The following is a 12,234-nucleotide window of genomic DNA, read 5'->3' on the forward strand; positions in this document are numbered from 1 at the left end:
TCCATACACGTATATTGTCGGGGGAAAAGAAGAAAGGAACGAAAAAATACAAGCCAGGAAGAATATTATGAAAAGATGTCCTTTCAGGAAGAAGTAGGACATTTTAATGTGCATGGAAACGTATTGAATATACCATCTATTCTTATTGCGCAACTCATTTGTAAATTAAAGCATAAAAATTAATGAAAATGCTTCTTGATTGGCTCGAACTCGAACAGGTTTCCTTCGTATATGAGTTCGAGTTGTTTACATTGCCGAAAGTCTTCAGGTGTAATGAGAGCCGGTAGTTTATCCCATAATCGAATACCTGATCGGTTTAATATTTCTGCTACAAATTGGGAACAGAAGTAAGAGTTACTAAATTCAATTGGTTCATTGATCGAAACGCCTAGTACACCAAGTATATTATAAATAAATTTTTCTCCGTTACGAATAAAGACATCTAACACCCTTCTCATTTTGTCGACTTGCCGAGTGGTTACCTCTAGCTGATAAATGACGCAAGTGGTCTCTGGAAACTTGCTATAAGTACCTGTCATTACATCCTCTTTTACAAATCCTCCTGTTAAGGGGTTGTTAGGCTTTTTTCTCCCAAAGCTATACATGTCGGTTAATTCCTTATTAAAGGAAATCGAAGCATGATTATATGGAGCTTTTGTGTATCGTTTTATTAACGAAGTGAATAACGTTCCTGTATCTGTAAGCAAAATATATACAAACGATTTTTCTTCCGTCATTTTGATTTCCCTCTTTTAAAAAGTATCAAACTCCCTTATCCTGTAATTATACAGGAAGAATTTACTATATCCTACTGATGGAGCGAAAAAATTATGTTGGAACGTCATGTCATTTTAATTATTATTTTTTTAGTATTGTTCCTTGCACACGTTGTGTTTACTATTTTAATGAAAAACTCGAGGAATGATCATCGAACAATCTCTCAACGAATCAAAACGTGGTGGGGAATGTTCTTTATCTTTTGTATTGCGATCTTGTTTAACCCGTTTATTACGATACTTTCTTTAATGATTTTATGTTTCTTTTCTTTAAAAGAATATTTTTCCTTGATAAAGACTAGAAAAGGCGACCGAAGAATATTTCTCTGGGCATATTTAGCGATTCCTATCCAGTTTTATTGGATTGCTATTGGCTGGTACGGAATGTTTATTGTATTTATACCCGTGTATGTTTTCTTATTACTCCCCATCCCGAGGTTATTAGGGAAGGGGACGGTAGGATTTTTGCGATCGGTAAGCTCCACCCAATGGGGATTAATGCTCATGGTTTTCGGCTTGAGTCATTTGGCATACTATCAAATTGCATCGCCAACGTATGGATCGAATCTTGTTCTTTTTTTAATCGTATTAACACAAGTCAATGACGTTGTTCAGCATCTTGTATCGGTATATCTAGGTAAGAGAAAGATTATTCCCTCTGCTAACCAACATGTTACATGGGAAGGGTTTCTTGCAGGATTAGTTGTCACTGCTCTAGTATCGTACGGATTGTTCCATTACTTAACACCATTTAATCTTTTATATGGTATCTTGTCAGGAATTATTATTAGCATTGCTGGCTTCTTCGGAATCTTAACCGTTTCTGTATTAAGAAGAGATTTGTTAATAGGGGACACAGCTAAGCTGGATAATCATGCAGAAAGTTATTTAACTCGAATTGATAGTCTTGCCTATACCGCACCTATATTCTTTCATATTACTAGGTACTATTTTGAATTTATGTAGAAAGAGACTTAACAAGATATAAAAAGACGCTCCGAATTTGAACTGCACCCCAATTGTTAGACACTCAACAATTGGAGGTGCAGTTTTTTATGGCTAAATTTACTCAAGAAAATAAATTAAATGCAGTTCAAAGATATTTAGAAGGTAATGAGAGTTATCATTCTATTGGAGAATCACTGGGGACGTCTTCAAGTGTGATAATGAACTGGGTGGCACAATATAATCTTCATGGTTTAGAGGGATTATTAAAGAAATCCTATGCAAGTTATTCAGAACAGTTTAAACTAAAAGTGCTTAACTATATGATTGAGCATGGGACGTCACCTAATGAAACAGCCGCGATTTTTAAAATCTCCTCTCCAGGTATGATTAGAAAATGGAGGATCCTTTATGAAAAAGGAGGAGTAGACGCCCTTAAACCGAAGAAAAAGGGGCGTACACTCATGAAAAAAGAAAATAAGAGAGATACACAAAAACAAGTACCAACTGATAATTCTATTGAAGCTCTCAAAGCTGAAGTAAAACAGCTACGAATGGAGAATGAGTATCTAAAAAAGTTGAACACCTTAGTTCAAAACAAGGAAAAATCACCAAACAAGACAAAGCGAAAATAGTCTATGAACTAAGGAATGACTTCTCGGTGAAAGCACTTATAACGTTGGCAGATGTACCACGTAGTACGTACTACTACTTCGTTAAACAATTAGATCGTCCAGATAAAGATGCAGAACTAAAAATACTTATAAAAGAAATTTATTATGAACACAAAGGACGATATGGTTATCGTCGTATTCGAGATGAGCTTGTGAACCGTGGGTACAAAGTTAATCATAAAAAAGTTCAACGAATCATGAAGGGATTAGGTTTGAAAAGTATGGTTCGTATGAAGAAATATCGTTCTTATAAAGGGAAAGTAGGTAAGACAGCACCAAACATATTGGACCGTAACTTCAAGGCAGAAAAGCCAAATGAAAAATGGGTAACAGATATTACTGAGTTTAAATTATTTGGGGAGAAACTCTACCTATCTCCTATTCTTGATTTATTTAATGGTGAAATTATTACTTACACGATTGGTTCAAGACCTACATACTCACTTGTTTCATGTTAGAGAAGTCTTTTGAACGATTAACAGATAAAGATAAGTTAATTCTTCACTCAGATCAAGGATGGCATTACCAAATGAGGCAGTATCGCCACGCCTTAAAGGAGCAAGGGATAACACAAAGTATGTCACGTAAGGGAAACTGTTATGACAACGCAGTGATAGAGAATTTCTTTGGAATTATGAAATCTGAATTTCTATACCTCAATGAATTTGATAGCATTGATCATTTTAAACAAGAACTTGAAGAATACATGAATTACTATAACAACAAACGTATTAAGACAAAATTAAAAGGCAAGAGTCCAGTACAATTCCGAACTCTTGCCCAACAAGCTGCTTAATAAAATTATCTGTCTAACTTTTTGGGGTCACTTCAAATTATTTTCAGAGCGTTTTGTATTGATTATTTAACTTACACTATAACTAGTTAAAAAGTGCAACGTTTGTTGCAGCAATTGTTTTTCTCTAGCATTTAGTGGAATTAATGGTAGTCTAACGGAGCCAACATCTATTCCAGAAAGATTCAGGGCCTCTTTAACCGCTGTTGGGTTAGGTGCCATAAACAATGCTTTCATCACTGGAAGTATATGTTGATGGATTTTAGCTGCCGTCTGAACATCTCCTGCAAAAAAGCGTTGAATCATATCTTTCATTTCGTTTCCGATGATATGGGATGACACGGAAATAATTCCTGTTCCTCCAATGGAGAGAACGGGAAGTGTTAAACCGTCGTCACCACTGTATAAATGGAAAGAGTTATCCGTTTCTCTTATAATTTCTGTCATTGCATCTAAGTTTCCGCTTGCTTCTTTCACACATACGATATTCTCCGTATAGGATAGTCGAATAATCGTTTGCGGATCTAAGCCTACAGCACTTCTTCCTGGAATATTGTATAGCATGACAGGAAGAGAAGTAGCTTCCGCAATTGCTTTAAAATGCTGATACATTCCTTCTTGGGAAGGTTTGTTGTAGTATGGGGTAACAAGCATGACACCATCAACACCCATAATTTCCGCTTGCTTTGTTAACTCAATGGATGCATACGTATTATTGGACCCAGTTCCTGCAATAACAGGCACCCGGTTTTTGGCTACTTTCACTACAAATTGAATGAGTGATATCTTTTCCTCTGTAGTCAAAGTAGGAGATTCTCCAGTTGTTCCTGCCACCACAATCGCATCCGATCCGTTTGCGATTAAATGATTGACTAACGTTTCCGTTTTTCCATAATCCACACTTCCATCTTGGTCAAATGGAGTTACCATTGCTGTTATAACCTGACCAAAATTCATGTTCCATCACCTCTATTCATATTTTCAAGCACCTTACGACTACCGATGAATAGAGGGTATCTCATCACAACGTAAAGACTGTAAACAAGCAAAAAAGCACCAACGAAGGCTCTCGTTGCTGCATCACTTATATCCACATTATGATGCGTGAGATAGCCCTCCATATAGCGACTAGCTATATGACAGCTCTGTATTTATTTAATACAGAACCAGCAAATAGAATGATGAGCTTCTATTCACTTCGGCAAATTCCCCTTTCAGCGACGTTCAACGGAGCTCATTCTCCTCATGTTGCCTACTCTTGGTCAATGCACCTCTATCCTCACTTCAAAGGTTTATTGAAGTAAAGCATATTTATTTGTACTCCAACTGTACCAGACTTATAGGACCTTTGCAATGGCATCGCAAGAAAATATTACATTTCATTCTCTCTTCTCGTAGGATGTTTGTTTGTCTTTTTTTCTAAGACAGTTATAAATACATGTCGAAATGTTTCACGGTCCTCATCTGTAAACGCCTTAGGACCTTTTGTACGTTTCCCACTTTTTCGAAGCTTAGCTTGGGCATGTCTAGAATCTAACAGCTGATCTATGGTAGTGTTAGAATAGATAAATCCCTTATGATGGAGTACCGTGCATTGTTTTGCTAATGCGAGAGATGCTAACCCATAATCTTGAGTAATGATAATGTCATTGGACTTTGCTAGTAACATGATTCGATAATCAACAGAATCTGCCCCGGTATCTACATAAATAGTATTCGATGTCGCACTATCCTTTTGTGGGGAGTAATGCGCATAACTTTTTACAAAGGTGACGGGGATATTAAATGGCACGGCTTCTTGTTCAATGATATCTTTAACAGGACAAGCGTCCGCATCTACAAAAATGTTCATAAAGAACTCCTTTCCAAAGGAAGAGTTTTTTATCATTATACATGTACAGGATAATTAGAACCAAAGGAATGAGGAAAAGAAGTGAAAACAAAGGCTGGAACGATTCAAAACTTAACCGTAATTCGAAAAATTGATACAGGCTACGTATTAGGAGGTTTGGAGCAAGAGGTGCTCTTACATCACAAAGAGGTGGAAAAACCGCTCGAAGTCGATGAAGAGATCCAAGTATTTTTATATCAAGATAAGAAGGGCCAAGTTGTAGCGACTACGGTTATTCCTAGTGTAAGAACAGATACATACGATTGGGCAGAAGTAGTCGAAGTTGTGAAGGATTTAGGCGTCTTCGTAAACATTGGAATCGCTAAAGAAATATTAGTTTCGTCGGATAATTTGCCTATGGTAGAAAGAGTTTGGCCGAAGGTAGGAGATATGCTTTATGTGACACTAGACTTTGATAAAAAAGGACGGATGCTCGCCATTCCTCTTACAGAAGGTGTCTTTGATGGGGAATGGGAGATGGCTCCAGAAAGCATCTTGAACCATCCTGTGAAAGGAAGGGTCTACCGTTCCAGTAAAGAAGGGGCAGTTATTCTTACGGAAGAAGGGTATAGAGGTTTTATTCACCATACAGAACGTAAGAAGGAACCCAGACTAGGAGAATGGCTTGAAGGGCGAGTAATAGATGTCAAGAAAGACGGGACAATAAATGTATCTCTACTTCCACTGAAGCAAGTAGGAATGGTAGATGACGCGGAAATGATCGTAAACTATTTACAGAAACATGATGGAATGATGAATTTTGGGGATAAGAGTGATCCAGAGGACATTAAAAAGACATTTCAAATTAGTAAGGCGGCGTTTAAAAGAGCTTTAGGCAAGCTCATGAAAGAAGGGAAAATAGAACAGAAGGATGGTAAGACATATATAAAGGAATAGACACTTCGAGAGGGTAGGCAAGCGTCTACTCTTTTTTATAGTAGTAGGTGAATGGTTTTCCCATAATGCAATTGGATTAAAATCACTAAAAAAGTGAAAGATTTGCAAATAAACGGTGATTAGATCACTTTTGTCAGCATCTATTAAATGACGGTTATATGAAGAATAGTAAGAGCAATTGCTATTCTTTTTATTCTTCTTGTTTTAAAATAAGGTAATTATAAGAGGTTTTGAAAACTATGTAACAAGAAGAAGAAGCTTGTCTCATCATTAATCGTAGTTAAACAATCGGATATACTACAACTTATATTGGTATAGCGAGGGGGCTTATGGATGCGAACGCTCTTAATTGTATCTCATCCAGACATTATTGAATCCTATAGTCAGCAATATTTTTTAAATTCAATCAAAGACGTTGAAGAAGTAACTGTTCGTCATTTAGAAACGATTTATCCAAATGGCAATATTAATCCTACGGAGGAGCAGCGATTGCTCAAAGAGCATGATCGAATTATTTTCCAGTTTCCTTTTTATTGGTATAGCTCTCCTCCTCTTTTGAAGCACTGGCAGGACGTGGTGTTAGAAGAGGGAGTGACCCACGGACCAAGCAGCACGATGTTAAAGGGGAAGGAATTTGGCTTAGTATTAATGATCGGCGTTTCCGAAAGAGAATACCAAGCAGGTGGAAGTGAACACTTTACCATTAGTGAATTAACTAAACCATTTCAGGCACTAGCACATAAAACGGGGATGGAATACCTCCCATCACTAGATATTTTTCAATTTGCTTATATGGAGGACGAGCAAAAAATGGACATGCTCATTCGATATTGGCAAAAATTGACGATGGAAAATGGAGAGAGTCTAACCGTGAGAGAGAGATGGTTAGTAAATAAACTAGAACGAAGTTTCCTTCAAATCCATGAATCAGATGACCAGAATGTGATAAGACATGCCATTCACATTTTGGAAGAAAATCAAATGACGATTCATGATTTAAAAATGGTTCTTGACCAAATACAGCACCCCTAAGAGAAAGGAATGATAAAATGGAGCAGGATGAATGGATTTTAAACGAATTACAGAAAGTGTTTGAACGGACGAATGATTATAATCACCGTGTTTTGATTAAAGCTACGCAAGATATGTTAAAAGAACAGCAGCGTCGAATCTACCAAATGGAAAATGAAATGGAAGGTACCATATGGAGTCCAAGAAGATGGGGCGAGTGACATCTTGGAAAGTACTTGGCTGTAAAAGGAGCGGTTAAATGGAATGCAGTTTTTCTTTATTCTAAAAAATAGCTTGTTATTACCTCGAAAAGATGCATTATTTCAACTAAATCGGGTAAGCATGCGAAACACCATTGCATATGTGTTTATTGTTATGTTTATTTTGCAGGTTCCAGATATGATATCAGCAATTGTTAAGATGGACAAGCATATAGGAATGCCGAAAGAAATTTATATATTAAATCTCATTGTTTCATACCCTTTACTATTTATCTTTGCTACTATTATAGGTATTTCCTTGCTTGCGGCATTATCCTTATTGTTAGTATTTATGCTAAATCGAAAGCTAGCTTATCCATACATTTGGAAGGTCACGACGTATTCCTTAACCATACCTATTATCATGTATCATGTCCTGTTGGAACCTCTAGCATTAGATTATTCCTTAGCTGAAATTATTTTTATCCTTTTCTTTCTTTTATTAATGTATAGGATTATTACGATATATCCAAAATATAATGGGAAAATAAGATAAACAAAAAAGCTTGGATATCCAAGCTTTTTCCAGTTAAGAGATCCCTTTCAATGGTGTGACAGGGCTTGTTGGATATGGTGGTACCACGCTACGAAGAAGATATTCATAAATTTTAGATTCCACAGAAATACCCCGTTCTATAATGCCTTGATTTCCAAACAAAACGTTGAATTCAAGGATATAAGCTTTCCCATTCGAAAATAATACGTCAAAGCCAGCGTGATTGATATTTAATTCTCTCGCTACGTTTTCAACGAGATCTAACGCTTCTTGAGGGATAAAATCAAAGCAGATATCGCCACCTTGAGAGACGTTGTGAAGAAAAGCTCCACTTGTACCCATTCTCCAATACGCTGTAATGATTTCATCTCCGACAACTACTACACGTAAATCTCGATCATCGTTCTCTAAATACTCTTGCACATATAACACATCTACTTTGTCCGCATAGTCAATGAAGTCCTGTTCGGATTGGATTAAAAATACACCTCGTCCCATCGAATTTCTGACTTCTTTTGCTACGAATGGAAATGGGAATGTTTCTAAAACGGAAGTACGATTGGACTCTGTATTCGCTAATATTTCCGTGTAAGGGACATGTTCTGGACAGACAGTCATTAAGGCACGAGTCATTTCAATTTTACTAAAGCCTAATTGTATCGTTTCAATACTTGGAAAGATAGGTTTTTTTACACCGTATGCTAAAAAACTTGTTTGCCAGGTTTCAGGAAATAGTAAACAATCTGCAGCTTTTAACGTTTTCATCTCTTTAAAACTGTGATCTGGTTTAATATATGTGATCCCTGGTATGCCAAGGGTACGTAACGGATTAAAGGAAACTAAATTCATGGTTTACCGCTCCTTTATAAATGTAAGAAACGAGAAAATTATAGTCTGCCAGAAGAGAAAGGTCAAGATAATTTTTTCATTGTATTTGCCTTGTAGACAGAGGTTTCAGATTTTTATACTTGAAAATAGAAAAATCTACACTTGTACATAATAATAGGGAAAAGAAAGGTGGTTTACATGCCTGAACTCCCTGAAATGGAACATTACAAGCAACTATTAGAGCAAACCATTAAAGAAAAGACGATTACAGAAGTGAAAATACTAAGAGAAAAATCAATCAACGTTTCCGTTTCCGCTTTTGAAAAGCGGGTAGTGTCTCAACAGGTTACTGACATAGAACGTAAAGCGAAACATTTAGTACTTCATCTTTCAAGTGGAGATGTACTCCTGTTACATCTTATGCTAGGGGGATGGATGTTTTATGGATTAGAAGGACCAGATCGCACTGTACAAGTACGTTTATCCTTTGGTCATCATCATTTACATTTTATTGGCTTACGACTAGGCTATCTTCATATTTTAACTGAATCTGAGATGGTACAAGCTTTAGAAAATTTAGGTCCAGAACCGTTAAGTGATAACTTTTCATTAGACATGTTTATAGAAAAAATGCATAGAAAAAGAGGAAAACTTAAGACTGCACTAGTTGATCAACAATTTCTTTCCGGTATCGGTAATCGATATTCAGATGAAATTTGTTGGCAAGCGCAAGTGTTACCAACTAGAAGTGTAAACGAACTAACTAAAATCGAGATGACAAACATTTTTGGGGCAATTCGAACCATTCTACCTAAAGCGATTAAACTCGGGGGTTATATGAACGAGAAGTTTATGAAGGATGATCGGATAACTGGGGGATATTTGCCGCACTTTCATGTTTATAAGCAGGAGGGCGAGGCTTGTCCTCGGTGCAGTCACCCTATTCGAAGAAGTGAAATCTCGTCTCGTAAAACTTTCTATTGTTCAAACTGTCAATACTAAAGGAGGGATTTCATGAAGTTAGGGTGTCATGTTAGCATTCGAGATGGGTATCTTGGAGCAGCACAAAAAGCACAAAACATGAACGCCGATGCTTTCCAATACTTCCCGAAAAACCCACGTGGCTTATCCGTAAAGAAGGCTCCGGAAGAAGACACAACCAGCTGTAAACAGTTTTGTGAGGAGAACGGTCTCATATCCATTTCGCATTCTCCTTACCCAACCGATTTAACGGCTGTCGGGGAGAAGCAGAAGAAAGTTATAGAGTCTTTGCGAAGTGACTTAGAAATCTCAGACGCCTGTGGGTCCCTTGGGGTTGTCGTTCATTTTGGTAAAAATGAACGTGGTAAAGATCCACTTGACACCTATAGACAAATAATTGATACGTTGAACCAAACTTTGGTGGACTGGGATGGGACATGTAAGCTTCTGATTGAGAACAATGCAAGTAAATTAGGCGCTATGGGTACGACCCTTGAAGAACTAGTTCAAATTAGACGGTTAACGGATTTTCCTGAGAAGATAGGATTTTGTTTGGATACATGCCATGCATTTGCTAGTGGATTGTGGACAGGGGATAATTGGATGGAGTTATGGCGAGAAGCTGAACAATTAGGATACGTTGCTGATCTATGTGCCATCCATTTTAATAATTCCATGTACAATACTGGTTCGGGCAGAGATCGTCACGCCAATATTCTAGATCACGGGTATATACAAAAGAGACAGCTTGCCTCCATTTTTCAAACAGATTGGGAAGAGGACTTTCCGTTTATATTGGAAACACCAGATGAGTTTGGTGTCACAAAGCTGGAAGAGATAAGTCAAGTGAAAACGTGGTTAAACATATAAAGCCCTCCAATGCAGGAGGGCTTTTCCTTATATAATCATTTACGGATTCCTTAAAGTAGAGCCAGTGATAATATTCAGCTTGTTTCACCCGATATTTTAATACGACTTCTTTTATTAGTGGTGCCTTATTGTAAAGTAATTGGACGAGATAGGCACGCTCAGATTGATTCATAACAGAAGCCTTCTAGGTATTTTTAGTATCAGTTATTGGTATCATTATATATTTGAGATTAATCAAATGCCTTTTTGAGATAGATAAATAGATTATTAATTCAAATCTGTCATAACTTAGGATTGTAGCATGTATCGTAAGATGACTGGATTGAAATTTAGCAGTATAGGCAAATATAAGAGAACCTTTCTTTCGGAAGGTTTTTTCTATGGACTAGACGTATTGAAACTCCATGTTTTTGGTTTTTAGGAATAAATTAGTAGGAAAAATGAAAGTAAAGCTGTGTAATAAGATTGTAATGTAGGACAAAAAACCTTGTTGAACCATGGCATTGCTATATCACTGTACTGTCAATGGTTTTATTTGGCTAATGAATCCTTTCTATGAACCTGTTAATCTTGTAAATGTTCCGAGATTGCTATAACAGGAGGGTTCATAGATATGAAAAAAATTCTAGTAGGATTTGTTTTATCTTTATCGCTTCTGTCCTTTACCTCAACTTCAGAAGCTGCTAGTTCATATACAGTTCAAAGTGGAGATACGCTATGGAAAATTGGGATGAGATATGGAGTTTCTGTTGAGGATCTTCAACAACTTAATAATCATTATAGCTCCCAATTGAATATTGGAGATACACTTACCATTCCATCCACTATTTCTGCTTCTGAAAAGGACTTACTTGCACGGCTTGTACAAGCTGAAGCAGTAGGAGAGCCTTATGCAGGAAAAGTTGCAGTGGCTACAGTTGTACTAAACCGTGTGGACAACTCTAAATTCCCAAATAATATTAAAGATGTTATTTACGAAAAATCTGCTGGGTACTATGCTTTTACACCAGTGAAAAATGGTCAAATTAACCAGCCTGCTTCTGTATCTGCAAAGAAGGCTGTTTCGGAGGCACTTGCATTTAGAGGTATGGGAAGTGGATCCTTATACTTTTATAATCCGAAAACTGCACAAAGTGCATGGATAAAATCAAGACCTGTTACTATTAAAATAGGAAATCACACATTTACTAGATAACAAAAGGAGAGCTAATGCTCTCCTTTTTCTGTATGCTTTTATCCGCGCTTCATTGGCCAGGATCCTTGAAGCTTTCGGAGTAACACAATCTGTCCTGTATGATAAGCATCGTGCATCATCCATTCAGATAAGTCTTTATATACAGGTAGGACTTGTAGTTCTTCCTCTGTCAGTTCGTCTAGCATTTTTTCAATTTCATTGGCGATGCGATGCGTCCTTTTTAATGTATCTGACCATCCTGAAGTGTCTTCTGCGTGTCCGGGATCACCAAACGTATCTTCATTTGGTAGGTTGGACACATACGATTTTCCATTTAGTCCGAGCAGTATTCGTTCATTCCAATAGTTCATATGATTGACCATTTGCCAGATTGTGTTACCGCCTTGGGGTGGTTTCCAAGCAGCATCTGTAGCACCCAATCCTTCTAAAGAAAGAGAAAGTGGTACAAACCAACCTTCCTTATTCCAACTATACATACGTTGTTTTTTATAAATTTCAAGAGATGATATCATAATTTTAACCCCCTTAACAATAAAAACACCACCAACTAGAAGGAAAGAGTTAAATGGAGAGGTGGTACTTTTTCCTCATTATACCTAAATACTGAAAAAGAGGAT

The 12,234-nt window shown here is 37.0% G+C and carries 14 protein-coding genes, 1 pseudogene and 1 riboswitch; of the genes and pseudogenes, 10 read left to right on the forward strand and 5 right to left on the reverse strand.

The window, feature by feature from the left end; translation table 11 throughout:
• The first annotated feature begins 75 nt into the window (after positions 1-75).
• Complete coding sequence (locus FN924_RS19865; protein WP_267129014.1) at positions 76-183, forward strand: DUF3949 domain-containing protein; 108 nt, start codon at positions 76-78, stop codon at positions 181-183.
• On the opposite strand, the gene FN924_RS09255 is transcribed toward FN924_RS19865, so the two are convergent.
• On the reverse strand, positions 180-737 hold the full coding sequence (locus FN924_RS09255) for a hypothetical protein (RefSeq protein ID WP_143893831.1): 558 nt from the start codon (positions 735-737) through the stop codon (positions 180-182). The two genes, FN924_RS19865 and FN924_RS09255, sit on opposite strands and share 4 nt — an antisense overlap.
• 93 nt (positions 738-830) lie before the next feature.
• Between FN924_RS09255 and FN924_RS09260 the strand changes: the two genes are divergently transcribed.
• Complete coding sequence (locus FN924_RS09260) at positions 831-1,742, forward strand: phosphatidate cytidylyltransferase (protein ID WP_143893833.1); 912 nt, start codon at positions 831-833, stop codon at positions 1,740-1,742.
• A gap of 89 nt (positions 1,743-1,831) precedes the next feature.
• A pseudogene (locus tag FN924_RS09265) lies at positions 1,832-3,191 on the forward strand (IS3 family transposase).
• Positions 3,192-3,257: 66 nt separating this feature from the next.
• On the opposite strand, the gene dapA reads toward FN924_RS09265, so the two are convergent.
• Positions 3,258-4,145 carry a 4-hydroxy-tetrahydrodipicolinate synthase gene (dapA, locus tag FN924_RS09270; protein WP_143893835.1) on the reverse strand — a complete coding sequence of 296 codons (888 nt, stop codon included), beginning with the start codon at positions 4,143-4,145 and terminating at the stop codon, positions 3,258-3,260.
• Between the two features lie 145 nt (positions 4,146-4,290).
• A riboswitch (Lysine riboswitch) is annotated at positions 4,291-4,472 on the reverse strand.
• A gap of 88 nt (positions 4,473-4,560) precedes the next feature.
• Positions 4,561-5,040 (reverse strand): YaiI/YqxD family protein, encoded by a 480-nt coding sequence (locus tag FN924_RS09275; RefSeq protein ID WP_143893837.1) that lies wholly within the window; start codon positions 5,038-5,040, stop codon positions 4,561-4,563.
• 81 nt (positions 5,041-5,121) lie between these two features.
• Here FN924_RS09275 and FN924_RS09280 point away from each other — a divergent pair, with 81 nt between their 5' ends.
• The 4 genes from FN924_RS09280 to FN924_RS09295 all read left to right on the forward strand — a co-directional run bounded on the left by FN924_RS09280 (position 5,122) and on the right by FN924_RS09295 (position 7,743).
• The gene (locus FN924_RS09280; RefSeq protein WP_143893839.1) at positions 5,122-5,976 is read left to right on the forward strand and encodes a CvfB family protein; all 855 of its coding nucleotides are present in this window, start codon (positions 5,122-5,124) and stop codon (positions 5,974-5,976) included.
• 333 nt (positions 5,977-6,309) lie between these two features.
• A complete protein-coding gene (locus FN924_RS09285) occupies positions 6,310-7,008 on the forward strand; it encodes an NAD(P)H-dependent oxidoreductase (RefSeq protein WP_143893841.1) in 699 nt (232 codons plus the stop codon).
• A 17-nt stretch (positions 7,009-7,025) separates the two neighbouring features.
• Positions 7,026-7,208: a hypothetical protein gene (locus FN924_RS09290; protein WP_143893843.1), complete on the forward strand. Its 183-nt coding sequence runs from the start codon at positions 7,026-7,028 to the stop codon at positions 7,206-7,208.
• A gap of 43 nt (positions 7,209-7,251) precedes the next feature.
• Entirely contained in the window at positions 7,252-7,743 is a 492-nt protein-coding gene (locus FN924_RS09295; RefSeq protein WP_143893846.1) for a hypothetical protein, read from the forward strand.
• 33 nt (positions 7,744-7,776) lie between these two features.
• Here FN924_RS09295 and FN924_RS09300 read toward each other — a convergent pair whose 3' ends face one another.
• Positions 7,777-8,592, reverse strand: a complete 816-nt coding sequence (locus FN924_RS09300; RefSeq protein WP_143893848.1) for an ATP-grasp domain-containing protein — start codon at positions 8,590-8,592, stop codon at positions 7,777-7,779.
• A gap of 177 nt (positions 8,593-8,769) precedes the next feature.
• Between FN924_RS09300 and mutM the strand changes: the two genes are divergently transcribed.
• The 3 genes from mutM (at position 8,770) to FN924_RS09315 (ending at position 11,617) form a co-directional block, all read left to right on the forward strand.
• Positions 8,770-9,573 carry a bifunctional DNA-formamidopyrimidine glycosylase/DNA-(apurinic or apyrimidinic site) lyase gene (gene mutM, locus FN924_RS09305; RefSeq protein WP_143893849.1) on the forward strand — a complete coding sequence of 268 codons (804 nt, stop codon included), beginning with the start codon at positions 8,770-8,772 and terminating at the stop codon, positions 9,571-9,573.
• A 12-nt stretch (positions 9,574-9,585) separates the two neighbouring features.
• The gene (locus FN924_RS09310) at positions 9,586-10,422 is read left to right on the forward strand and encodes a deoxyribonuclease IV (RefSeq protein ID WP_143893851.1); all 837 of its coding nucleotides are present in this window, start codon (positions 9,586-9,588) and stop codon (positions 10,420-10,422) included.
• Between the two features lie 613 nt (positions 10,423-11,035).
• Positions 11,036-11,617 carry a cell wall hydrolase gene (locus FN924_RS09315; protein ID WP_143893853.1) on the forward strand — a complete coding sequence of 194 codons (582 nt, stop codon included), beginning with the start codon at positions 11,036-11,038 and terminating at the stop codon, positions 11,615-11,617.
• Between the two features lie 38 nt (positions 11,618-11,655).
• Here the strand turns inward: FN924_RS09315 and FN924_RS09320 are convergent, their stop codons facing one another.
• A complete protein-coding gene (locus FN924_RS09320) occupies positions 11,656-12,129 on the reverse strand; it encodes a DinB family protein (RefSeq protein WP_143893855.1) in 474 nt (157 codons plus the stop codon).
• Positions 12,130-12,234 lie beyond the last annotated feature (105 nt).

It is taken from the genome of Radiobacillus deserti, from assembly GCF_007301515.1.
Classification (GTDB): domain Bacteria; phylum Bacillota; class Bacilli; order Bacillales; family Amphibacillaceae; genus Radiobacillus; species Radiobacillus deserti.

What these genes read in the sequence shown, in the direction of transcription:
- FN924_RS19865 (WP_267129014.1), top strand. Translation starts at nt 76, where the DNA reads ATGTCCTTTCAGGAAGAAGTAGGACATTTTAATGTGCATGGAAACGTA.
- FN924_RS09255 (WP_143893831.1), bottom strand. Translation starts at nt 737, where the DNA reads ATGACGGAAGAAAAATCGTTTGTATATATTTTGCTTACAGATACAGGA.
- FN924_RS09260 (WP_143893833.1), top strand. Translation starts at nt 831, where the DNA reads ATGTTGGAACGTCATGTCATTTTAATTATTATTTTTTTAGTATTGTTC.
- dapA (WP_143893835.1), bottom strand. Translation starts at nt 4,145, where the DNA reads ATGAATTTTGGTCAGGTTATAACAGCAATGGTAACTCCATTTGACCAA.
- FN924_RS09275 (WP_143893837.1), bottom strand. Translation starts at nt 5,040, where the DNA reads ATGAACATTTTTGTAGATGCGGACGCTTGTCCTGTTAAAGATATCATT.
- FN924_RS09285 (WP_143893841.1), top strand. Translation starts at nt 6,310, where the DNA reads ATGCGAACGCTCTTAATTGTATCTCATCCAGACATTATTGAATCCTAT.
- FN924_RS09290 (WP_143893843.1), top strand. Translation starts at nt 7,026, where the DNA reads ATGGAGCAGGATGAATGGATTTTAAACGAATTACAGAAAGTGTTTGAA.
- FN924_RS09295 (WP_143893846.1), top strand. Translation starts at nt 7,252, where the DNA reads ATGCAGTTTTTCTTTATTCTAAAAAATAGCTTGTTATTACCTCGAAAA.
- FN924_RS09300 (WP_143893848.1), bottom strand. Translation starts at nt 8,592, where the DNA reads ATGAATTTAGTTTCCTTTAATCCGTTACGTACCCTTGGCATACCAGGG.
- mutM (WP_143893849.1), top strand. Translation starts at nt 8,770, where the DNA reads ATGCCTGAACTCCCTGAAATGGAACATTACAAGCAACTATTAGAGCAA.
- FN924_RS09310 (WP_143893851.1), top strand. Translation starts at nt 9,586, where the DNA reads ATGAAGTTAGGGTGTCATGTTAGCATTCGAGATGGGTATCTTGGAGCA.
- FN924_RS09315 (WP_143893853.1), top strand. Translation starts at nt 11,036, where the DNA reads ATGAAAAAAATTCTAGTAGGATTTGTTTTATCTTTATCGCTTCTGTCC.
- FN924_RS09320 (WP_143893855.1), bottom strand. Translation starts at nt 12,129, where the DNA reads ATGATATCATCTCTTGAAATTTATAAAAAACAACGTATGTATAGTTGG.